Raw genomic sequence first — 22,025 nt, forward strand, 5'->3', positions numbered from 1 at the left:
CACTCATCAAACGTCCCTGACCCAGAAAAAGAAGAGATCGACCATGAAGTTCGAACCCCTCGCCAGATCGTTGATCGCGACGGCACTGATTGTCGCGTATTCCCCCACATTCGCCGCGTCACAAGCCCCGGTCGCTGCCGAAAACGGCATGGTCGTGACGGCTCAGCACCTGGCTACCCACGTGGGTGTCGATGTACTCAAGGCTGGCGGCAATGCGGTCGATGCGGCCGTGGCGGTCGGCTACGCGCTGGCGGTGGTCTATCCCGCTGCGGGCAACCTCGGCGGTGGTGGGTTCATGACCATCCAGCTGGCCGACGGGCGCAAGACCTTCCTCGACTTCCGTGAAAAGGCACCATTGGCGGCCACCGCCGATATGTACCTGGACAAGGACGGCAAGGTCATCCCTGATCTGAGCGCCAAAGGCCATCTGGCCGTCGGCGTGCCCGGCACTGTGTCCGGTATGGAAATGGCCCTGAGCAAGTACGGCACCCGCAAGCGGGAAGAAGTCATCGCGCCGGCGATCAAGCTCGCCGAGGAAGGTTTTGTGCTGGGGCGGGGCGATGTCGACATGCTGTCGAGCGCCACGGATGTGTTCAAGGCGGACATGGCCGATTCCGGCTCGATCTTCCTCAACAAGGGCGAGCCGATGCAGGTCGGTCAGAAGCTGGTGCAGAAAGACCTGGCCAAGACCCTCAAGGAAGTGTCCGAGAAGGGCAGCGACGGTTTCTACAAGGGCTGGGTTGCCAAGGCGCTGGTCGACTCCAGTCAGGCGGGCAAGGGCATCATCACCCAGGCGGACCTGGACCATTACAAGACCCGCGAGCTGGCACCGGTCGAATGTGATTACCGTGGCTACCACGTGGTCTCGGCACCGCCTCCGAGCTCTGGCGGTGTGGTCATCTGCCATATTCTGAACATCCTCGAAGGCTACCCGATGAAAGAGCTGGGCTTCCGCTCGGCGCAGGGCATGCATTATCAGATCGAGGCCATGCGTCACGCCTACGCGGACCGCAACAGCTACCTGGGCGACCCGGACTTCGTCAAGAATCCGGTCGAGCACCTGCTGGACGTCAAGTATGCCGCCAAGCTGCGCGCTGCCATCGATCCGCAAAAGGCCGGTGACTCGAACAAGATCATACCCGGCGTCGCGCCCCATGAAGGCAGCAACACCACTCACTATTCGATTGTCGATAAATGGGGCAATGCGGTTTCGGTGACCTACACCCTGAACAACTGGTTCGGCGCGGGCGTCATGGCCAGCAAGACCGGCGTGATCCTCAACGACGAAATGGATGACTTCACCGTCAAGGTCGGCGTGCCCAACATGTACGGACTGGTGCAGGGCGAAGCCAACGCGATCGCGCCGGGCAAGACGCCGCTGTCGTCGATGAGCCCGACCATTGTCACCAAGGACGGCAAGGCAGTGATGGTCGTCGGCACGCCGGGCGGCAGCCGCATCATTACCGCCACGCTGCTGACCATGCTCAACGTCATCGACTACGGCATGAACATTCAGGAAGCGGTGGACGCGCCGCGTTTCCACCAGCAATGGCAGCCTGAGGAAACCAACATCGATACCTTCGCGGTCAGCCCTGACACGCTGAAGATTCTCCAGAGCTGGGGTCAAAAGTTCGCAGGTCCGCAGCCGCTCAATCATGTGGCGGCGATTCTGGTGGGCGCGCCTTCGCTGGGTGGCAAACCGGTCGGTAACAACCGCTTCTACGGCGCTAACGACCCGCGTCGCAACACCGGCTTGTCGCTCGGCTACTGAGTCACGCTGCTAATCACGCCACGGCCCTGAGCTTCAGGGTCGTGGCGTTTTGCGTTCTGAGGTCTGCTCAGTTACGCACCCAGCGCTGCCTGCTCCAGCTGCTCAACGCGTCGACGGCGAATACCAGTATCAGCATCGCCAGAATAACGGTACTGGCCTGCGCTTCCTGAAACAGGCTGAGGCTGACGTACAGCATTTGCCCCAGACCGCCCGCGCCGACAAAGCCCAGCACGCTGGCCATGCGAATGTTGTTCTCCCAGCGATACAGCGTATACGCCAGCAGTTGTGGCCAGAGGTTGGGCAGGGTGCCGTAGCTGAACGCCTGCCAGGCGCTGCCGCCCTGCAGACGAATCGCTGCAGCGGGTTGCGGCGCGGTATTTTCCAGCGCCTCAGCAAACAGACGGCCCAAAACGCCCGTGGTGTGCAGTGCCAGTGCCAGCGTGCCGGCATTGGGGCCGAGCCCGGCAGCCAGCACCATCAACACGGCCCACACCAGTTCCGGAATGGCGCGCAGTGCATTGAGCAGCAGGCGACTCAGGCTGCGCAGGAACCAGCCGAAGCGTCCGGCAGCGGGCAGTGCCAGGAGCAAACCTGCGATGGCGGCCAGCAAGGTGCCGAGTGCCGACATGGCCAGGGTTTCCAGGGCGCCCTGGCCGATTGCCTGCAGATGAGGGGCGCTCAGGTCCGGGCTCATGAAGCGCAACGCGTAACGGCCCATCTGCGTCAGGTTGTCGTGGCTGCCCAGGGTCAGCAGGTCGAGGCCGAGGTACACAAACGATGCGACCACGGCCGCAATCATCGTCAGCACCAGCAGCAGATTGCCTGCGCGCTTCATGTGAACTGCCTGCGCAGCAAACGGCTGAGCTGGTCGGCGAGCAGCACCAGCAGCAGGAAGGTCAGCAGCATGCTCGCCACTTCGTCACCGGCGAACATGCGCATCGACAGGTCGATCTGCTGACCCAGTCCGCCTGCGCCGACGAAACCCATGACCACCGAAGCGCGCACGGCGCACTCCCAGCGGTACACGGTGTAGGAGGTCAGTTCGGCTGCCGCGTTGGGCAGGATGCCGTAAGCCAGTGCGGCCAGGCGACTGCTGCCGGCCTGGAGCAGCGCGTGGGCCGGGCGTTGGTCCACCGATTCGAAAATCTCGGCGTACACTTTGCCGAGCATGCCTGCGTAGGTGATGGCGATGGCCAGCACGCCTGCCGTCGGGCCCAGGCCGACCGCGCGCACGAACAACAGCGCCCAGACGATTTCCGGCACGCTGCGCAGAAAGATCAATACCCCGCGTGCCGGCCAGCGCAGGCATTGGCCGAGCCAGCCGGGGCGGCCGCCACGTGAGGCGGCCGACAGCGACAATGACTGGCTGGCGAGCAGGCTTGCCGGAACGGCCAGCAGCAAGGCAAGGGCAATGCCGGCTGTGGCGATCGCCAGGGTTTGCAGCGTCGCATCCAGCAGCAGCCCGAGGAATTCCGCAGAGTGCGCCACCGGCCAGAACCCGGCGAGAAAGCTGCCCATCGTCCGCGCATTATCGGCTTGCAGCAGCACCAGCGGATTCAGTTCGGCCAGACGAATGCCCGGCCAGAGCAGGGCGACCGCCAGCAATGTCAGCAACAGGCGTGGCGTTGCCGCCGGGTCGCGCTGATCCCGACTCAGCATCGTGGCGTCCAGCGTGTTTCAGCCGCATCCGAAACCGCCTGAGGGCTGAGTTGTTCGTTGGCATACAGCGTGTCGAGATGCTCCCGGCCGACCTCGCTGGCGGCGAGGTCGAAGTGAACTCGCCCGTCGCGCACCCCGATGACCCGCGGGAAATGTGCCAGTGCCAGTTCCACCGCATGCAGGCTGGCGACCAGCGTCACGTTGTGCTCGATGGCGTGCTGACACAGCAGCGCCAGGGTGTGATCGGCGAGGCGCGGGTCCATCGCCGAAACCGGCTCGTCGGCCAGCAGCAGTTCGGGTTGCTGATACAGGGCGCGGGCAATGCCGACACGTTGCAGCTGCCCACCGGACAACTGCTGGCAACGCTCGAACAATTTGTCCGCCAGGTCCAGACGCGCCAGCACCTCGCGGGCGCCGCTGATGTCGAGTGGATACAGCAGGTTCAGCAGGCTTTTGCCCAGCCCCCACTGACCAAGCCTGCCCGCCGACACCGCAGTCACCACCCGCTGGCGCGCCGGCAACGGCGGTGCCTGATGAATCAGCGCAATGCGGCTGCGCAGGCGCTGGCGTCGTGTGCTGGAGAGCTGCCAGGGATCAGTCCCCAGCACCTGCAGTTGCCCGGCACTGGGCGGCAGAGCGCTGGCCAGCAGGTTGAGTAGCGTGGTCTTGCCCGCACCGGACGGCCCGATGATCGCTACCCGTTCGCCACGAGCGATGCTCAGGTCCAGGCCGCGCAACGCCAGTGTGCCGTCGCTGTGGCGCAGCTCGATGGCGGACAGACGCAGGGTCATTTCAGCAGGTCGGCAGCGCGTGCGGCTTCTTCGATGCCTTTGTAGTTCTCTGGCTTGGTCTCGATGAAGCGGCTGGCGGCCTGAAGATCGAGGATTGCCTTCTGCTCCGGGTTGGCCGGGTCGAGGTCGAGGAAGGCCTGTTTGATCTTCGCTGCCAGTGCCGGGTCGAGGCTGCCGCGTACGGTCCAGTTGTAGTCGAAGTAAGCCGGTGTGGTCTGGAAGACGTGAACCTTGTTGGTGTCGACCTTGCCGCTGGCGACCAGCTTGTCCCACACGCTGGCGTTGAGCACGCCTGCATCGACCTTGCCCGCCTGAACCCACGCGGCGGTTGCGTCATGCGCGCCGGAATAGGCGACGCGGCTGAAGAACGTTTCCGGCTTGATGTTTTCCTTGAGCATGAAATAGCGCGGCATCAGGCTGCCGGATGTCGACGACACCGAGCCGAAGGCAAAGGTTTTGCCCTTGAGGTCTGCCAGGGTTTTCACGTTCGGATCGGAGGTGATGAATTTGCTGGTGAACCTGGCGTCCTGCTCACGCTGTACCAGTGGCACCGCATTACCGGTTTTGAGGTTGACCTGAACGAAGGTGAAACCGCCCAGCCAGGCCATGTCGAGCCGGTCAGTGGCCAGCGCTTCGACCACTGCCGGATAATCCGCGACCGGAACGAACTCGACTTTCATGCCCAGCCGTTGCTCCAGATAAGCCCCCAGCGGCTTGAACTTGCGCAGCAGTTCGGTGGGCGCTTCGTCGGGAATGGCCGAGACGCGCAGGGTGTCGGCAGCGTGGCTGGTCAGGGCGGAGAAGGACAGGGCAAGGCCGGCGGCGAGCGCCAGGGTACGCTTGAGCATGGAGGTTCTCCGGTTCAATAGCGGAAAAAGGATAACGTTAAGCCCGCGTGCACGAGCAGGCGGCGCTTCACAGGATTCGGTGGTGATGCGCGGGGATTATAAGAGGCATGGCGAGAAAGGCCAGTTCGGCAGATTCACCGCCCGAATGCACGACCGGCGCACGACGCGGTTTGCGCTGATAAGGGAACAGCCCCTAGACTCCACAGCCTGTTTCCCGGTAACCGAGAGTGTCGCGATGAATGAGCCAATCCGCCTGACCCAGTACAGTCACGGAGCAGGGTGTGGCTGCAAGATTTCCCCCAAGGTGCTGGACGTGATCCTCGCTGGCAGCGGCGCTCAGAACCTTGACCCCAGACTCTGGGTTGGCAATGCCTCGCGTGATGACGCGGCGGTCTATGCGCTGGATGACGAGCGCGGCGTGGTCTCGACCACGGACTTCTTCATGCCCATCGTTGATGACCCGTTCGATTTCGGCCGTATCGCCGCGACCAATGCCATCAGCGACATCTATGCGATGGGCGGTGACCCGCTGATGGCCATCGCCATTCTCGGCTGGCCGGTCAACATCCTGCCACCCGAAGTGGCGCGTGAAGTCATTCGCGGTGGCCGTGCCGTCTGCGACGCTGCCGGTATCCCGCTGGCGGGAGGGCATTCCATCGATGCGCCTGAGCCGATCTTCGGTCTGGCGGTGACCGGCGTGGTGCAGAAAAAGCACATGAAGCGCAACGACACGGCCCTGGCGGGGAGCACCCTGTACCTGACCAAGCCCCTGGGCATAGGCATCCTCACCACGGCCGAGAAAAAATCCAGGTTGCGCGATGAAGACATCGGTCTGGCGCGTGACTGGATGTGCACCCTGAACAAGCCGGGCAGCCGTTTCGGCAAGCTCGACGGGGTGCAGGCAATGACCGATGTCACCGGCTTCGGTCTGCTCGGGCATCTGGTTGAAATGGCGGACGGCGCAGGTCTGACCGCACGTCTGGACTACGCGGCTGTACCGCGTCTGCCCGGCGTCGAGCATTACATTGCCGAGGGCTGTGTGCCGGGCGGCACATTGCGCAACTTTGCAAGTTACGGCGACAGGATCGGCGCACTGAGCGATGCCCAGCGTGACCTGTTGTGTGATCCACAGACCAGCGGCGGTCTGTTGGTCGCGGTCAGCCCTGAAGGTGAAGCCGAGTTTCTGATCGTGGCTGCCGAACTGGGGCTGCTGCTCAACCCTATCGGCACCCTGCACGAGCGACAGACCCACGCCGTCGAGGTGTTCTGATGGCCGGCAACAGCAGCGACTACCGTGCACTGTTTCTCAACGACGTGCCGATGATGGACGCTCGCGCTCCGGTGGAGTTTTCCAAAGGGGCTTTTCCTGGCGTGATCAACCTGCCGCTGATGAATGACATCGAGCGGCAAAAGGTCGGCACCTGCTACAAGCAACACGGCCAGGACGCCGCTATCCAGCTCGGGCATCAATTGGTCTGTGGTCAGATCAAGGATGAACGCGTCAATGCGTGGATCGAGTTCGCCAAAGCCAATCCGGATGGCTACCTGTACTGCTTTCGCGGCGGGCTGCGCTCGCAGACGGTACAGCGCTGGCTGAAGGATGCCGGGGTCGATTACCCGCGGGTTCTTGGCGGCTACAAGGCGATGCGCACGTTTCTGCTGGATACCCTGCACGAGGCGGTGAGCGAATGCGCTATCGTCGTGCTCGGCGGAATGACCGGCACGGGCAAGACCGAAGTATTGACGCAGCTGCCCAACAGCGTGGACCTGGAAGGCATCGCCAATCATCGCGGCTCCAGCTTCGGCAAGCGTGCCACCGGACAACCGGCGCAGATCGACTTCGAGAACCGCTTGGCCATCGACCTGCTCAAGAAGCGCGCAGCCGGTATCGAACAATTCGTTGTGGAAGATGAAAGCCGTCTGGTCGGCAGTTGCAACGTGCCGCTGGAGCTGCACCAGGCGATGCAGGGCTGCGCGATGGTCTGGTTGGAAGACAGCTTCGAGAATCGCGTCGAGCGCATTCTCGAGGACTATGTGATCAACCTCTGCGCAGAGTTTATCACCGTCAAGGGCGCAGAGCAGGGCTTCGGCCTGTTCGCCGAGCGTCTGTTGCAAAGCCTGAACAACATTCACAAACGCCTCGGCGGCGAGCGTCACCAGCGCCTGTCGGGCCTTATGCAGGCGGCGCTGGAAGAACAGCAGCGCAACGGTGCGGTTGATCTGCACCGAGGCTGGATCGAAGGGCTGCTCGGCGAATATTACGACCCGATGTACGCTTACCAGCGCGAACACAAAGCGGCGCGTATCGAATTCGCAGGTGACCAAGCGCAAGTGCTGGCCTATCTGCGCGAGCGCTCTGATCAACGTTAAGCCTCGACCTCTATCCATCTGGCAAGGGACGCCATGCACTCGATTCTCGACTTCTATCAAACGCTGGGCTGGGGCCTTTCGGCGCTGGTGATCGTCACCTTTCTGCTGGCCGGAACGGTCAAGGGTGTGATCGGTCTGGGCTTGCCCACGGTGGCAATGGGGTTGCTGGGGCTGGCCATGCTGCCGGCGCAGGCTGCGGCGTTGCTGATTATTCCGTCGACATTCACCAACGTCTGGCAACTGGCGACGGGTGGCAATCTGCGGCCTTTGCTGAAGCGGCTATGGCCGATGCTGAGCATGATTTTCATCGGCACGCTGGCCGGGGCGTTCTGGCTGGGCATGAGTGGCGGTCATTCAATGACCCGCGCGTTGGGTGGCGCGTTGTTTCTCTACGCGTTGAGCGGGCTGTTCTTGCCGACCTTCAGGGTTGCCGCCGCTGCCGAGCGCTGGCTGGGTCCGCTGTGCGGCTTGATTACCGGGGTGATCGCGTCGGCCACCGGGGTGTTCGTGATTCCCGTGGTGCCTTATCTGCAGGCGCTGGGGCTTGAGCGCGACCAACTGGTCCAGGCGCTGGGGTTGTCCTTCACTGTCTCGACGCTGGCGCTGGCGGCGGGTTTGTCGTGGAACGGCGCACTGGGCGGCGCAGAGCTGGGCGCCTCCACGCTGGCGCTGATTCCGGCCCTGTTGGGCATGCTGCTGGGGCAATGGCTGCGCCAGCGAATCAGCGCGGTGCTGTTCAAGCGTGTGTTCTTTATCGGCATGGGCCTGCTGGGGCTGCATCTGCTGATAAAAGGCTGATGAGTCATGCGCTGTATCGCGGGCATGCGCGACTTGCACTGAGGATTCAGTGTTTTCCGGATTTCATGCAGGAGAGGATGAAGGATTACGCGCTGACTGCCATTTGCCGAGCCCGTCGCTGGACGGGCTTTTGACTGCTACGAATATCAGTGCGTACGGGCGACTGCAAACTCGCTCAGTTCGACCAGTGCGTCGCGGTACTCGCTGGGCGGCAGCGCGTCCAGGCAGGCAATGGCGCGTGCCGCGTAGTCGCGGGCCAGCTGTGCGGTGTAATCGAGGGCGCCGGCGCTTTCTACTGCGTTGCGGATGCTTTCCAGATCTTCCAGGCCACCTTTCTGGATCGCCTGGCGAACCAGTGCGGCCTGCTCCGGGCTGCCTTCACGCATGGTGTAGATCAGCGGCAGGGTCGGCTTGCCTTCGGCGAGGTCGTCACCGACGTTCTTGCCCAGCGTCTCGGCATCGCCCCGGTAGTCCAGCAGGTCATCCACCAACTGGAAGGCCACACCCAGATGGTCGCCGAACGTGCGCAGTGCTTCGCTCTGTTCCTGGGGGGCGTTGCACAGGGCCGCGGCGCTGTGGGTCGAGGCTTCGAACAGCATGGCTGTCTTGCCGCGAATCACTTCCATGTAGGTTTCTTCGGTGGTGCTGGCGTCACGGATCTTCGAGAGCTGCAGCACTTCGCCTTCGGCGATGATGCGGGTTGCCTTGGACAGAATCTTCATGACCTCCATCGAGCCCAGTTCGACCATCATTTCGAACGAGCGCGAATAAAGGAAGTCGCCCACCAATACGCTGGGCGCATTGCCCCAGAGCGCGTTGGCGGTGGAACGACCGCGACGCATGCCGGACATGTCGACAACGTCGTCATGCAGCAGGGTGGCGGTGTGCAGGAATTCGATAGTGGCGGCGAGCAGGCGAACATCATCGCCTTCGCGACCCAGTGCCTTGCCGCACAGCAGCACCAGCAACGGGCGCAGGCGCTTGCCACCTGCCGACGTGATGTAATCACCGATTTTCGAGACCAGCGGTACGCGCGACGTCAGTTGCTTTTTGATGATAAGGTCAACGGCACTAAAGTCGTCCGCCACCGCGCGGTAGAAGGCTTGGGGTTGCATCAGCGACAGGTGCTCCGGATAGGTTGCGCCGCATGCTAGGTCGCGGGGTAGAGCGTGTCAAGGTATGACGAGCCGCCTCTTGCAACACGCGAATGCCTTGCGTACAATCGCGCACCCTAACTTTCCTGGGCAGCACCTGCCTTACGCAATGCAAACGGGCCGTTCCAGCCCCATGCAGCCATGCCAGCCGATACTCTTCTTATAAAGAGCTGGGTGAGCAGGATTTTCGGAGAAATACCATGTACGCAGTAATTGTTACCGGTGGCAAGCAGTACAAAGTCGCCCCAGGTGAATACCTGAAAATTGAAAAACTGGAAATCGCTACTGGCGAATCCGTCACGTTTGACCGCGTTCTGCTGGTTGGCAATGGCGACGACGTCAATATCGGTGCTCCCGTTGTTGCTGGCGCTACCGTTGTGGCTGAAGTGGTTTCGCAAGGTCGTCACGATAAGGTTCGTATCATCAAGTTCCGTCGTCGTAAGCACCACATGAAGCGTATGGGCCACCGCCAGTGGTACACCGAGATCAAAATTACAGGTATTCAGGCTTAATTCAGCCTAATCCTCAACTGGAGAATTGACTCATGGCTCACAAAAAAGCTGGTGGTAGTACCCGTAACGGGCGCGACTCAGAAGCCAAGCGCCTTGGCGTGAAGATGTATGGCGGCCAGGCTATCATCCCTGGCAACATCATCGTGCGTCAGCGCGGCACCCAATTCCACGCTGGCTACGGCGTTGGCATGGGTAAAGATCACACCCTGTTCGCGAAAGTGGAAGGCGTGATCAAGTTTCAGGTCAAGGGCGCCTTCGGTCGCCGCTACGTGAGCATCGTTCCGAAGACTGAAGTCTCCGCAGCGTAATCACGCAGTAGCTTAAGAGCCCTGTCTTGCGACGGGGCTTTTTTGTTTGTAGAGGTAGAGAGGCAGGTGAGTCTCTTGCAAAACTGTTTGTGCGGGCTGTTGTGATGTTGACCCATGGGGTCGCTGGTTTCTGATCGGTATCGCAACGCTCATTTTTGCAAGAGTCTTATGTAATTTATGTGGTTCTGCTCGTCCCTGTGGCGGGAGGCGTGCGTTATGAAATTTGTAGATGAAGTATCCATTCGAGTAAAAGCCGGTGATGGCGGCAACGGTTGCATGAGCTTCCGCCGCGAAAAATTCATTGAAAACGGTGGTCCCAACGGTGGTGATGGTGGTGATGGCGGCTCGATCTTCATGGTCGCCGACGTCAACCTGAACACGCTGGTCGACTACCGTTACACCCGTCACTTCGACGCCGAGCGCGGCTCCAACGGTGGCAGCGCCGACTGCACCGGTCGCAAGGGTGAAGAGCTGGTACTGCGTGTGCCGGTCGGGACCACCATCATCGACGCCACCACTCAGGAAATCATCGGTGACCTGACCAAGGATGGTCAGCGCTTGATGGTTGCCCAGGGCGGCTGGCACGGTCTGGGTAACACCCGATTCAAGTCCAGTACCAACCGCGCTCCGCGCCAGACCACGCCGGGCAAGCCTGGTGATCAACGTGATCTCAAGCTCGAGCTGAAAGTCCTGGCCGACGTCGGCCTGCTGGGCCTGCCAAATGCTGGCAAGAGCACCTTCATCCGTTCGGTGTCTGCGGCCAAGCCAAAGGTTGCCGACTATCCGTTCACCACGCTGGTGCCAAACCTGGGCGTGGTCAGTGTCGATCGCTGGAAAAGCTTTGTGGTTGCCGACATTCCAGGTCTGATCGAGGGTGCATCCGACGGCGCGGGCCTGGGGATTCGCTTCCTCAAGCACCTGGCGCGTACCCGTCTGTTGCTGCATCTTGTCGATATGGCGCCGCTGGATGAAAGCAGTGCTCCGGATGCGGCCGAAGTGATCGTCAACGAACTGGAGAAATTCAGTCCGTCGCTGGCCGAGCGTGATCGCTGGCTGGTGCTGAACAAGTGCGATCAGATTCTCGAAGAGGAGCAGGAGGCACGCAAGCAGGAGATCGTCGATCGTCTGGAGTGGACCGGCCCTGTTTACGTGATCTCTGCCATTGCCAAAGAAGGCACCGAGCAGCTGACTCGCGACATCATGCGTTACCTCGAAGAGCGCAGCCAGCGTATCGCCGAAGAGCCTGGTTACGCCGAAGAGCTGGCCGAGCTCGATCAGCGCATCGAAGATGAAGCCCGTGCCCAGTTGCAGGCACTGGACGATCAGCGTGCCCTGCGTCGCAGCGGCGTGAAGAGCGTGCATGACATCGGTGACGATGACTGGGATGAAGAAGACGTGGACGATGAAGACGGTCCGGAAATCATTTACGTCCGTGACTGATCGCTTGAAGTAAACTTGAACGCCGCTACGATTGTTAGCGGCGTTTTTGTATCCCGAATTTGAAAATCTCTGGCTAGGGTTGGAAGAAGATGCGCAGCAAAGTGACGGGCGCCCAGCGCTGGGTTGTGAAGATTGGCAGTGCCTTGCTGACGGCTGATGGCAAGGGCCTGGATCGCAACGCCATGGGTGTTTGGGTGGAGCAGATGGTGGCGCTGCATGAGGCGGGTGTCGAGCTGGTACTGGTGTCTTCCGGGGCGGTGGCTGCCGGCATGAGCCGTCTTGGCTGGACGGCCAGACCCAGTGCCATGCACGAGCTTCAGGCTGCTGCGGCGATTGGTCAGATGGGCTTGGTACAGGCGTGGGAATCGAGCTTTGCCGAGCATGGCCGGCATACCGCGCAGATCCTTCTGACCCACGACGACCTGTCGGACCGCAAACGCTACCTGAATGCCCGCAGCACCCTGCGCACGCTGGTCGAGCTTGGGGTTGTGCCGGTCATCAACGAAAACGACACAGTGGTTACCGACGAAATCCGTTTCGGCGATAACGACACGCTGGCGGCGCTGGTTGCCAATCTGGTCGAGGCTGATCTGCTGGTCATCCTGACCGACCGTGACGGCATGTTCGACGCCGATCCGCGCAACAACCCGGAGGCGCAGCTGATTTACGAAGCGCGTGCCGATGATCCGGCGCTGGATGCAGTGGCCGGTGGTACGGGCGGTGCGCTGGGGCGTGGCGGCATGCAGACCAAGTTGCGTGCAGCGCGTCTGGCGGCGCGTTCCGGTGCGCATACCGTTATCGTCGGCGGGCGCATCGAGCGCGTTCTGGCGCGGCTCAAGGGTGGTGAGCGGTTGGGCACGCTGCTGTCCCCTGAGCGTGGCATGCTCGCAGCGCGCAAGCAGTGGCTGGCAGGGCACCTGCAGACCCGCGGTACGCTGGTGCTGGATGATGGTGCGGTTGCGGCGCTGGCCAGGGATCATAAAAGCCTGCTGCCGGTAGGCGTCAAGCTTGTCCAGGGCAGCTTCCGGCGTGGCGAGATGGTGGTATGCGTCGCCCCGGACGGTCGCGAGATCGCTCGCGGGCTGAGTAACTACAGTGCCATCGAAGCCCAGAAAATCATTGGTCACTCTTCCGAATCCATCGTGCGCGAGCTGGGCTATATGGCCGAGCCCGAGCTGATTCATCGGGATAACCTGATCCTCGTCTGACTCAAGGCTGAAAAAAAGGACTATTTGATGCGTTTCATGAAAGGTTTATTGGCCGCTGCGTTGCTGATGCCGGTGCTGGTCTCGGCCGAAGAGATCGGTCAGGTGTCGACCGTGTTCAAGATGGTCGGGCCCAACGATCGAATTGTGGTCGAGGCGTTTGATGATCCCAAGGTGGACGGGGTGACGTGCTACCTGTCACGCGCCAAGACGGGCGGCGTGAGGGGTGGTCTGGGGTTGGCCGAGGACCGTGCCGAGGCGTCCATCGCCTGTCGTCAGGTCGGGCCGATCCGTTTCAAGGAAACCCTCAAGGACGGCGACGAGGTGTTCAAGGAGCGTACTTCGCTGGTCTTCAAGACCATGCAGGTGGTGCGTTTCTTCGACAAGAAGCGCAATGCACTGGTGTACCTGGTCTACAGCGACCGTGTCATCGAAGGCAGCCCGCAGAATGCCGTGACCGCCATTCCGATCCTGCCATGGACAACCGCGCCTGCGCCTTGAGTCTGTAGCAGGATAGTTACAGGCTTATCGTTTCTCACGCTCCAGCGTGGGAATGCCTTTCGTGACGCTCTGCGTCACAGGTCCGCGCCGCGCCGCGCGTTTGCGTTTCCCGCTACTTTCCAGCAGGCAATAAAAAACCGACCCTGAGGTCGGTTTTTTAACAAGCGGGTCGCTTAGGCTGCAGCAGCAAGGCTCAGAGCCTTGATGTGACCGTTCAGACGACCTTTATGGCGAGCAGCCTTGTTCTTGTGGATGATGCCTTTATCGGCCATACGGTCGATAACAGGAACAGCCAGAACATAAGCGGCTTGCGCTTTTTCTGCGTCTTTTGCGTCGATGGCTTTAACTACATTCTTGATGTAGGTACGAACCATGGAACGCAGGCTGGCGTTGTGGCTGCGACGCTTCTCAGCCTGTTTTGCACGTTTTTTGGCGGAAGGTGTGTTGGCCACCGTCGAGCTCCTCGAAAGACTTTGTGAAATAGCAAACAAAATAGGCCGCGAATCATGCCGATGAGTTGAAGTCTTGTCAAGGGCAGTTAAGGTGTTCCGCTGAGTGGTTGCTACATTTGACTGGAGGATTTATTTCCGGCCTGTGACCTGTAAACTCGCGGCCTTTGCTTCGGGCGTTTTTGCGGCGCGAAGTATTGCATAAATGGCTGGCTTTATCGCCCATCCTTTGCCGAGGCGCACAACTCTTTCAATGAATCTACTCAAGTCACTCGCCGCCGTCAGCTCTATCACCATGGTTTCCCGGGTTTTGGGCTTTGTACGCGACACCATCATCGCGCGCACTTTCGGTGCCGGAATGGCCACGGATGCGTTCTTCATCGCCTTCAAGCTGCCCAATCTGCTGCGCCGTATTTTCGCCGAGGGTGCCTTTTCCCAGGCATTCGTGCCGATCCTGGCCGAATACAAGAGCCAGCAGGGGGAGGAGGCGACGCGTACCTTCATTTCCTATGTCACCGGGTTGCTGACCCTGGCGCTGGCGCTGGTGACGCTGCTCGGAGTGATCTTTGCGCCCTGGGTGATCTGGGCCACCGCGCCGGGCTTTGTCGACACCCCGGAGAAATTCGCGCTTACCTCGGATCTGCTGCGGGTGACCTTTCCTTATATATTGCTGATCTCCCTGTCCTCGATGGCCGGTGCGATCCTCAATACCTGGAACCGCTTCTCGGTGCCAGCGTTCGTGCCTACGCTGCTCAACGTCAGCATGATTTTCTTCGCGCTGTTCCTGACGCCGTATTTCGATCCGCCGGTCATGGCGCTGGGCTGGGCGGTTCTGGTCGGCGGCCTGCTGCAACTGCTTTACCAACTGCCGCACCTGAAAAAGATCGGCATGCTGGTGCTGCCTCGCCTTAATCTGCGCGACACCGGGGTCTGGCGGGTAATGAAGCAGATGCTGCCCGCCATCCTTGGCGTTTCTGTCAGTCAGATTTCTCTGATCATCAACACGATCTTTGCCTCGTTCCTCGTCGCCGGCTCAGTGTCATGGATGTACTACGCCGACCGCCTGATGGAGCTGCCTTCCGGCGTGCTGGGTGTGGCGCTGGGTACGATTCTGCTGCCGATACTGTCCAAAACCTACGCGCAACGGGATCGCCAGGAATATTCGCGAATTCTCGACTGGGGCCTGCGACTGTGTTTCGTGCTGGTTCTGCCTTGCACCCTGGCGCTGGGGCTGCTTGCTGAGCCGTTGACCGTTTCGTTGTTTCAGTATGGTAAATTCGATGCACTCGACGCGGCCATGACCCAACGTGCGCTGGTCGCCTATTCGGTCGGGTTGCTGGGGATCATCCTGATCAAGGTGCTGGCCCCCGGCTTTTATGCTCAACAAAATATCCGCACCCCGGTGAAAATCGCGATCTTCACCCTCATAGTGACTCAATTGCTCAACCTGGCCTTTATCGTGCCCTTGCAGCATGCCGGTCTGGCGCTGGCGATCAGTGTGGGGGCGTGCATCAATGCCGGGTTGCTGTTCTGGCAGTTGCGCAAGCAGGATCTGTTTCAGCCGCAGCCTGGCTGGACGAAGTTCCTGTTCAAGCTGGTGATTGCCGTCTCGGTGATGTCGGCGGTGCTGCTGGGGCTCATGCATGTCATGCCGGCGTGGGACGAAGGTCATATGCTGGAGCGTTTTCTGCGTCTGGGTGCGCTGGTTGCAGCCGGCGTCGTGACCTATTTCGCCATGCTTCTTTTATTAGGCTTCCGCCTCCGGGATTTCGCCCGCAAAGCCATTATGTAGGGCGCGTCGCAGGGGTTGATCTTCGGTTTTTGTCGCCACACGCCGAGAACCTTCATCCGGTCTTGGTGTGTTGCCTGTCGTCCACGGCCGTGTGTGGTTATAATCGGCCACTTTATGAGCAAGAAGTGCGTTATGCAGCTGGTTAGAGGCCTTCACAACCTGCGCCCCGAACATCGGGGCTGCGTCGCCACGATTGGCAATTTCGACGGCGTTCATCGCGGCCACCAGGCTATCCTGGCGCGCCTGCGCGAGCGTGCCGTCGAATTGGGTGTGCCCAGTTGTGTGGTGATCTTCGAGCCGCAGCCGCGTGAGTTTTTTGCGCCCGAGACAGCGCCGGCCCGTCTGGCCCGTCTGCGTGACAAGCTCGAACTGCTGAGTGCCGAAGGCGTTGACCGGGTACTTTGCCTGTCCTTCAATCAGCGTCTGTGCAAGCTCAGCGCGGCGAGTTTCGTCGAGACCGTGCTGATCGACGGTCTCGGTGTCCAGCACCTCGAAGTGGGCGACGATTTTCGTTTCGGCTTCGACCGGGTCGGTGACTTCGACTTCCTGCAACAGGCCGGCACAACGTATGGTTTTACCGTAGAAGCGGCGCAGACCGTTGAAATAGATGGCATCCGGGTCAGCAGTACCAAGGTGCGCAAGGCTCTGGCTGCGTCGGACTTTGCCCTGGCCGAGCGCATGCTCGGTCGTCCGTTCCAGATAGCCGGGCGGGTATTGCACGGCCAGAAGCTGGCCCGTCAGTTGGGTACGCCCACCGCCAACGTGCAACTCAAGCGTCGTCGTGTGCCGCTGAGCGGGGTCTATCTGGTCAGCACGGAGATCGATGGCAAAGCCTGGCCGGGGGTCGCCAACATCGGCGTACGCCCGACGGTAACGGGTGATGGCAGTGCCCACCTTGAAGTGCATCTTCTGGATTTTGCCGGCGATCTTTATGACCGGCGTTTGACGGTGGCTTTCCACCACAAGCTGCGTGATGAGCAGCGTTTCGCCTCACTGGAGGCGCTCAAGACGGCGATCAATGCGGACGTCGCCGCCGCCCGTGCCCATTGGCATGGCTAACCGCTAAACAAGAGCCTGAAATGACTGACTATAAAGCCACGCTAAACCTTCCGGACACCGCCTTCCCTATGAAGGCCGGCCTGCCCCAGCGCGAGCCGCAAACTCTGCAGCGCTGGGACAGCATTGGCCTGTACCAGAAGCTGCGCGAGATTGGCAAGGATCGTCCCAAGTTCGTCCTGCACGACGGTCCTCCGTACGCCAACGGCAATATTCACATCGGTCATGCGGTCAACAAGATTCTCAAGGACATGATCCTGCGTTCCAAGACCCTGGCGGGCTTCGATGCCCCGTATGTGCCGGGTTGGGATTGCCATGGTCTGCCGATTGAGCACAAGGTCGAAGTGACCCACGGCAAGAACCTCTCCGCAGACCGTACGCGTGAGCTGTGCCGCGCCTATGCGTCCGAGCAGATCGAAGGCCAGAAGTCCGAATTCATCCGTCTGGGCGTGCTCGGCGACTGGAGCAATCCGTACCTGACCATGAACTTCGCCAACGAAGCCGGAGAAATCCGCGCCCTGGCCGAGATGGTCAAGGGCGGTTTCGTCTTCAAGGGCCTCAAGCCGGTCAACTGGTGTTTCGATTGCGGCTCGGCACTGGCTGAAGCCGAAGTCGAGTATCAGGACAAGAAGTCCTCGACCATCGACGTGGCGTTCCCGATCGCCGACGAAGCAAAACTGGCAGCCGCATTCGGCGTGCCGTCGCTGGGCAAGCCTGCGTCCATCGTGATCTGGACCACCACACCGTGGACCATCCCGGCCAACCAGGCGCTGAACGTCCATCCGGAATTCGAATACGCACTGGTCGATGTCGGCGACAAACTGCTGGTGCTGGCTGCCGAACTGGTCGAGAGCTGTCTGGCCCGTTACAAGCTGGAAGGCACCGTCATCGCGACCACCACCGGTCAGGCGCTTGAGCTGATCAACTTCCGCCATCCGTTCTACGACCGCCTGTCGCCAGTCTATCTGGCTGACTACGTCGAGCTGGGTGCGGGCACGGGCATCGTTCACTGCTCGCCTGCCTATGGCGTAGACGACTTCACTATCTGCAAACAGTATGGCCTGAGCAACGACGACATCATCAGCCCGGTGCAGAGCAACGGTGTGTATGTCGAGTCGCTGGAGTTCTTCGGTGGCCAGTTCATCTTCAAGGCCAACCAGAACATCATCGACAAGCTGGTCGAAGTCGGCAGCCTGATGGACACCGAAACCATCAGCCACAGCTACATGCATTGCTGGCGCCATAAGTCGCCCTTGATCTACCGCGCTACCGCGCAGTGGTTCGTGGGCATGGACAAGCAGCCTGAGAGCGGCGACACCCTGCGCAAGCGTGCGGTCAAGGCCATCGAAGACACCGAGTTCGTTCCGGCGTGGGGGCAGGCGCGCCTGCACTCGATGATCGCCAACCGTCCTGACTGGTGCATTTCGCGTCAGCGCAACTGGGGCGTGCCGATTCCGTTCTTCCTGCACAAGGAAAGCGGCGACCTGCACCCACGTACCGTCGAACTGATGGAAGAAGTGGCGCAGCGTGTCGAGAAAGAGGGCATCGAGGCCTGGTTCAAGCTCGACGCCAGCGAGTTGCTCGGTGACGAGGCCGGCAAGTACGACAAGATCTCCGACACCCTGGACGTCTGGTTCGACTCGGGCACCACGCACTGGCATGTGCTGCGCGGTTCGCACCCGATGGGCCATGAAAGCGGTCCGCGTGCCGACCTGTACCTGGAAGGCTCGGACCAGCATCGCGGCTGGTTCCACTCCTCACTGCTGACCGGCTGCATGCTGGACGATCACGCACCGTATCGCGAGCTGCTGACCCACGGGTTCGTGGTCGACGAGAACGGCCGCAAGATGTCCAAATCGCTGAACAACGTGGTAGCGCCACAGAAGGTCAACGACTCGCTGGGTGCCGACATCATGCGCCTGTGGGTATCGGCGACCGATTATTCCGGCGAGATGGCGGTTTCCGACCAGATCCTGCAGCGCAGCGCCGACGCCTATCGTCGTATCCGCAACACTGCACGCTTCCTGCTTTCCAACCTGACGGGCTTCAACCCGGCGACCGATATCCTGCCTGCCGAGGAAATGCTCGCGCTGGACCGCTGGGCCGTGGATCGCACCCTGTTGCTGCAACGCGAGCTGCAAGAGCATTACGGCGAATACCGCTTCTGGAACGTGTACTCGAAGATCCACAACTTCTGCGTGCAGGAGCTGGGTGGTTTCTACCTCGACATCATCAAGGATCGTCAGTACACCACGGCGGCCAACAGCACTGCGCGTCGTTCGTGCCAGACGGCACTGTTCCACATCTCCGAAGCGCTGGTGCGCTGGATCGCGCCAATCCTGGCGTTCACCGCCGACGAGCTGTGGCAGTTCCTGCCTGGCGAGCGCAATGAATCGGTGATGCTCAACACCTGGTACGAAGGCCTGACCGAAATGCCTGCCGACTTCGACATGGACCGCGCCTACTGGGAGCGGATCATGGCGGTGAAGACCTCGGTCAACAAGGAAATGGAAAACCTGCGCGCTGCCAAGGCCATTGGCGGCAACCTGCAGGCCGAAGTGACCCTGTACGCCGAGGAGTCGCTGGTGGCTGACCTGTCGAAGCTGAGCAACGAGCTGCGCTTCGTGCTGATCACCTCGACAGCCAGTGTGGCACCGTTCGCATCCGCGCCAGCCGATGCCGTGGTCACCGAAGTTGCCGGCTTGAAACTGAAAGTGCTCAAGTCAAGTCATGCCAAGTGTGCCCGTTGCTGGCATCACCGCGAGGATGTAGGGGTGAATCCCGAGCATCCGGAAATCTGCGGCCGTTGCGTAGACAACATCAGCGGTGCAGGCGAGGTCCGTCACTATGCCTAACGCCTCGTTTGGCCGTCTGGCCTGGCTGTGGTTGAGCGTGCTGGTTCTGGTCATTGACCAGGCCAGCAAGTATTACTTCGAGAACGCGTTGAGCCTGTATCAGCAGATCATCGTGATTCCCGACCTGTTCAGCTGGACCCTGGCCTACAACACCGGTGCCGCCTTCAGTTTTCTGGCTGACGGTGCCGGCTGGCAGCGCTGGTTGTTCGCCCTGATCGCAGTGGTGGTCAGCGCTGTGCTGGTCGTCTGGCTCAAGCGTCTGGGGCGTGACGACACATGGCTGGCCGTTGCACTGGCGCTGGTACTGGGCGGCGCACTGGGTAACCTCTACGACCGTATCGTGCTGGGCCACGTGATCGACTTCATCCTGGTTCACTGGCAGAACCGCTGGTACTTCCCGGCGTTCAACGTCGCGGACAGTGCCATCAGCGTCGGCGCAATCATGCTGGCGCTGGACATGTTCAAGAGCAAGAAAACCGGAGAGACCGTCAATGACTGAGCAACCTTCGACTCAAGGCTCGTCTGACGAGCTGCGCATCGGTCAGAATACGCAGGTCACTCTGCACTTCGCCCTGCGTCTGGAAAACGGCGATACCGTCGACAGCACCTTCGAAAAGGCTCCGGCCACGTTCAAGGTCGGTGACGGCAACCTGCTGCCTGGCTTCGAAATGGCGATTTTCGGTTTCAAGGCGGGCGATAAAAAGACCGTCGAGATTCTGCCGGAAAACGCCTTTGGTCAGCCCAACCCACAAAACGTGCAGATCATGCCACGCTCGCAGTTCGTGGGCATGGAACTGTCCGAAGGGTTGCTGGTGATCTTCAATGACGCCGCCAATACCGAGTTGCCCGGCGTGGTGAAAGCGTTCGATGACGAGCAGGTCACCATCGACTTCAATCACCCGCTGGCAGGCAAGACTCTGAGCTTTGAAGTGGAAATCTTCGAAGTGAAGGCGATTCTGGCTTCCTGACCTTCGCCGTCAAGCCCGGCCCAGGCCGGGCTACCCCGTACCAATCATGAGGCACCGCATGCAAATCAAACTCGCCAACCCCCGCGGCTTTTGTGCCGGAGTGGACCGCGCGATCGAAATCGTCAATCGCGCTCTGGAAGTGTTTGGTCCGCCGATTTATGTGCGCCATGAAGTCGTTCACAACAAATTTGTCGTCGAAGACCTGCGCTCTCGCGGTGCGATCTTCGTCGAAGAGCTGGATCAGGTGCCGGATGACGTCATCGTTATCTTCAGCGCCCACGGTGTTTCCCAGGCTGTGCGTACCGAGGCGGCAGGCCGTGGTCTGAAAGTGTTCGATGCTACCTGTCCGCTGGTGACCAAGGTGCATATCGAGGTCGCCCGTTACAGCCGTGATGGCCGCGAGTGCATCCTGATCGGCCACGCCGGTCACCCGGAAGTCGAAGGCACCATGGGCCAGTACGACGCCGCCAACGGCGGTGCGATCTATCTGGTCGAGGACGAAGAGGATGTTGCCAGCCTGCAGGTGCGCAACCCAGAAGCCCTGGCCTTCGTGACCCAGACTACCTTGTCCATGGATGACACCAGCCGGGTGATCGATGCCTTGCGCACGCGCTTCCCGGCCATTGGCGGGCCGCGCAAGGATGACATCTGCTACGCCACGCAAAACCGTCAGGACGCGGTCAAGCAACTGGCCGACGAATGCGATGTGGTGTTGGTGGTGGGCAGCCCGAACAGCTCCAACTCCAATCGCCTGCGCGAGCTGGCCGAGCGCATGGCGACTCCGGCGTACCTCATCGACGGCGCCGAAGACATGCAACGGGGCTGGTTCGACGGTGTAGAGCGTATCGGCATCACTGCGGGCGCTTCGGCCCCCGAAGTGCTGGTGCGCGGCGTGATCCAGCAATTGCAGGCCTGGGGCGCGACCGGTGCGGATGAGCTTGCCGGCCGCGAGGAGAACATCACCTTCTCGATGCCCAAGGAACTGCGCGTCAAGTCGCTGCTCTGAGGCTATTCAGCCACACAGCGCTGCATCGATTTTCGTGTCCTCGACCCTCACGCGCCCGGCCGGTGCGACTATCACTCGATAGTTGCTCACCGGCTGGTCTGCGGCACATACGTGCAACGTCCTGGCGGTTCTGCGCCGCAACGTCCCCAAACCATTGAAACTGATCTCCTCCACACGCTTGCGGTTATCGACCACTCGCGCTGTGCCGCTATTGGCGCGTTCTATCAGCACTGGATCGTTTTCGTCGGGACCTTTGCCATCTGCGTCGAGTATGATCCGCCAGCCGTTGCTCCAGTCGTTCTCGATGGCATGAAGCGTAACGATCTGGTTGCGTGTGACTGCGGCCGCTCTCGCCGAGCGAATGCCGCTGGCCAGCTCCCGGGCGGTCGCAAGGCCACGGCTGGAATCGATGAATTCCTTGAAAGAGGGGGTTGCGACGTTGGCCAAAATGGCCACCAGTGCAACGACGATCAATAATTCGACCAGTGTGAATCCTGCATGCTTCATATGCTTTCCTCCCTGGAAACCGCCGTTTCAATACA

Annotated in this window: 22 protein-coding genes; 15 read left to right on the forward strand and 7 right to left on the reverse strand. The window is 60.9% G+C overall.

Annotation, left to right across the window (positions count from 1 at the left end):
• Nucleotides 1-43 precede the first annotated feature (43 nt).
• Nucleotides 44-1,771 carry a gamma-glutamyltransferase gene (gene ggt, locus GE543_RS21365; protein WP_153222320.1) on the forward strand — a complete coding sequence of 576 codons (1,728 nt, stop codon included), beginning with the start codon at nucleotides 44-46 and terminating at the stop codon, nucleotides 1,769-1,771.
• Between the two features lie 67 nt (nucleotides 1,772-1,838).
• Here the strand turns inward: ggt and phnE are convergent, their stop codons facing one another.
• The 4 genes from phnE to GE543_RS21385 are packed head-to-tail and all read right to left on the reverse strand — an operon-like array spanning nucleotide 1,839 to nucleotide 5,069.
• A complete protein-coding gene (gene phnE / locus GE543_RS21370; protein WP_153222321.1) occupies nucleotides 1,839-2,606 on the reverse strand; it encodes a phosphonate ABC transporter, permease protein PhnE in 768 nt (255 codons plus the stop codon).
• Nucleotides 2,603-3,430 carry an ABC transporter permease gene (locus GE543_RS21375; protein WP_153222322.1) on the reverse strand — a complete coding sequence of 276 codons (828 nt, stop codon included), beginning with the start codon at nucleotides 3,428-3,430 and terminating at the stop codon, nucleotides 2,603-2,605. The genes phnE and GE543_RS21375 overlap by 4 nt, the downstream gene beginning before the upstream one ends.
• Complete coding sequence (locus GE543_RS21380) at nucleotides 3,424-4,221, reverse strand: phosphonate ABC transporter ATP-binding protein (protein WP_153222323.1); 798 nt, start codon at nucleotides 4,219-4,221, stop codon at nucleotides 3,424-3,426. Before GE543_RS21380 ends, GE543_RS21375 begins: the two co-directional genes overlap by 7 nt.
• Nucleotides 4,218-5,069: a putative selenate ABC transporter substrate-binding protein gene (locus GE543_RS21385; RefSeq protein WP_003403547.1), complete on the reverse strand. Its 852-nt coding sequence runs from the start codon at nucleotides 5,067-5,069 to the stop codon at nucleotides 4,218-4,220. The genes GE543_RS21380 and GE543_RS21385 overlap by 4 nt, the downstream gene beginning before the upstream one ends.
• A 235-nt stretch (nucleotides 5,070-5,304) precedes the next feature.
• Here GE543_RS21385 and selD point away from each other — a divergent pair, with 235 nt between their 5' ends.
• From selD to GE543_RS21400, 3 genes are read left to right on the forward strand one after another with little or no spacing between them, the layout of a single operon-like run.
• Complete coding sequence (selD, locus tag GE543_RS21390; protein WP_153222324.1) at nucleotides 5,305-6,339, forward strand: selenide, water dikinase SelD; 1,035 nt, start codon at nucleotides 5,305-5,307, stop codon at nucleotides 6,337-6,339.
• A complete protein-coding gene (gene mnmH, locus GE543_RS21395; RefSeq protein WP_153222325.1) occupies nucleotides 6,339-7,439 on the forward strand; it encodes a tRNA 2-selenouridine(34) synthase MnmH in 1,101 nt (366 codons plus the stop codon). The genes selD and mnmH overlap by 1 nt, the downstream gene beginning before the upstream one ends.
• Before the next feature lie 33 nt (nucleotides 7,440-7,472).
• The gene (locus GE543_RS21400) at nucleotides 7,473-8,237 is read left to right on the forward strand and encodes a sulfite exporter TauE/SafE family protein (protein ID WP_153222326.1); all 765 of its coding nucleotides are present in this window, start codon (nucleotides 7,473-7,475) and stop codon (nucleotides 8,235-8,237) included.
• A gap of 146 nt (nucleotides 8,238-8,383) precedes the next feature.
• Here GE543_RS21400 and GE543_RS21405 read toward each other — a convergent pair whose 3' ends face one another.
• Nucleotides 8,384-9,352 (reverse strand): polyprenyl synthetase family protein, encoded by a 969-nt coding sequence (locus tag GE543_RS21405; protein ID WP_003344609.1) that lies wholly within the window; start codon nucleotides 9,350-9,352, stop codon nucleotides 8,384-8,386.
• 239 nt (nucleotides 9,353-9,591) lie between these two features.
• Here GE543_RS21405 and rplU point away from each other — a divergent pair, with 239 nt between their 5' ends.
• From rplU to GE543_RS21430, 5 genes are all read left to right on the forward strand, one after another.
• Complete coding sequence (gene rplU, locus GE543_RS21410; protein ID WP_002551971.1) at nucleotides 9,592-9,903, forward strand: 50S ribosomal protein L21; 312 nt, start codon at nucleotides 9,592-9,594, stop codon at nucleotides 9,901-9,903.
• A gap of 32 nt (nucleotides 9,904-9,935) precedes the next feature.
• A complete protein-coding gene (rpmA, locus tag GE543_RS21415; RefSeq protein ID WP_002551972.1) occupies nucleotides 9,936-10,211 on the forward strand; it encodes a 50S ribosomal protein L27 in 276 nt (91 codons plus the stop codon).
• 216 nt (nucleotides 10,212-10,427) lie between these two features.
• Nucleotides 10,428-11,651 carry an Obg family GTPase CgtA gene (cgtA, locus tag GE543_RS21420; RefSeq protein WP_002551973.1) on the forward strand — a complete coding sequence of 408 codons (1,224 nt, stop codon included), beginning with the start codon at nucleotides 10,428-10,430 and terminating at the stop codon, nucleotides 11,649-11,651.
• An 89-nt stretch (nucleotides 11,652-11,740) separates the two neighbouring features.
• On the forward strand, nucleotides 11,741-12,859 hold the full coding sequence (gene proB / locus GE543_RS21425) for a glutamate 5-kinase (protein ID WP_003414708.1): 1,119 nt from the start codon (nucleotides 11,741-11,743) through the stop codon (nucleotides 12,857-12,859).
• Between the two features lie 27 nt (nucleotides 12,860-12,886).
• Complete coding sequence (locus tag GE543_RS21430; protein WP_003318791.1) at nucleotides 12,887-13,357, forward strand: CreA family protein; 471 nt, start codon at nucleotides 12,887-12,889, stop codon at nucleotides 13,355-13,357.
• 173 nt (nucleotides 13,358-13,530) lie between these two features.
• On the opposite strand, the gene rpsT is transcribed toward GE543_RS21430, so the two are convergent.
• Complete coding sequence (gene rpsT, locus GE543_RS21440) at nucleotides 13,531-13,809, reverse strand: 30S ribosomal protein S20 (protein WP_003344603.1); 279 nt, start codon at nucleotides 13,807-13,809, stop codon at nucleotides 13,531-13,533.
• 250 nt (nucleotides 13,810-14,059) lie between these two features.
• Between rpsT and murJ the strand changes: the two genes are divergently transcribed.
• From murJ to ispH, 6 genes are all read left to right on the forward strand, one after another.
• Nucleotides 14,060-15,598 carry a murein biosynthesis integral membrane protein MurJ gene (gene murJ, locus GE543_RS21450; RefSeq protein WP_153222327.1) on the forward strand — a complete coding sequence of 513 codons (1,539 nt, stop codon included), beginning with the start codon at nucleotides 14,060-14,062 and terminating at the stop codon, nucleotides 15,596-15,598.
• Between the two features lie 132 nt (nucleotides 15,599-15,730).
• A complete protein-coding gene (ribF, locus tag GE543_RS21455; RefSeq protein WP_003371105.1) occupies nucleotides 15,731-16,657 on the forward strand; it encodes a bifunctional riboflavin kinase/FAD synthetase in 927 nt (308 codons plus the stop codon).
• 20 nt (nucleotides 16,658-16,677) lie between these two features.
• Nucleotides 16,678-19,509, forward strand: coding sequence for an isoleucine--tRNA ligase (gene ileS, locus GE543_RS21460; protein ID WP_032702594.1), 2,832 nt, complete (start codon nucleotides 16,678-16,680; stop codon nucleotides 19,507-19,509).
• A complete protein-coding gene (gene lspA / locus GE543_RS21465) occupies nucleotides 19,502-20,008 on the forward strand; it encodes a signal peptidase II (protein ID WP_003403535.1) in 507 nt (168 codons plus the stop codon). Before ileS ends, lspA begins: the two co-directional genes overlap by 8 nt.
• On the forward strand, nucleotides 20,001-20,477 hold the full coding sequence (locus GE543_RS21470; protein ID WP_058399122.1) for a peptidylprolyl isomerase: 477 nt from the start codon (nucleotides 20,001-20,003) through the stop codon (nucleotides 20,475-20,477). Before lspA ends, GE543_RS21470 begins: the two co-directional genes overlap by 8 nt.
• A gap of 58 nt (nucleotides 20,478-20,535) precedes the next feature.
• Nucleotides 20,536-21,483, forward strand: coding sequence for a 4-hydroxy-3-methylbut-2-enyl diphosphate reductase (gene ispH / locus GE543_RS21475; RefSeq protein ID WP_003408433.1), 948 nt, complete (start codon nucleotides 20,536-20,538; stop codon nucleotides 21,481-21,483).
• 6 nt (nucleotides 21,484-21,489) lie between these two features.
• Here the strand turns inward: ispH and GE543_RS21480 are convergent, their stop codons facing one another.
• Nucleotides 21,490-21,990, reverse strand: coding sequence for a GspH/FimT family pseudopilin (locus tag GE543_RS21480; RefSeq protein ID WP_153222328.1), 501 nt, complete (start codon nucleotides 21,988-21,990; stop codon nucleotides 21,490-21,492).
• Nucleotides 21,991-22,025: the final 35 nt, after the last annotated feature.

Source organism: Pseudomonas sp. SZ57, assembly GCF_009495975.1.
GTDB lineage: Bacteria > Pseudomonadota > Gammaproteobacteria > Pseudomonadales > Pseudomonadaceae > Aquipseudomonas > Aquipseudomonas syringae.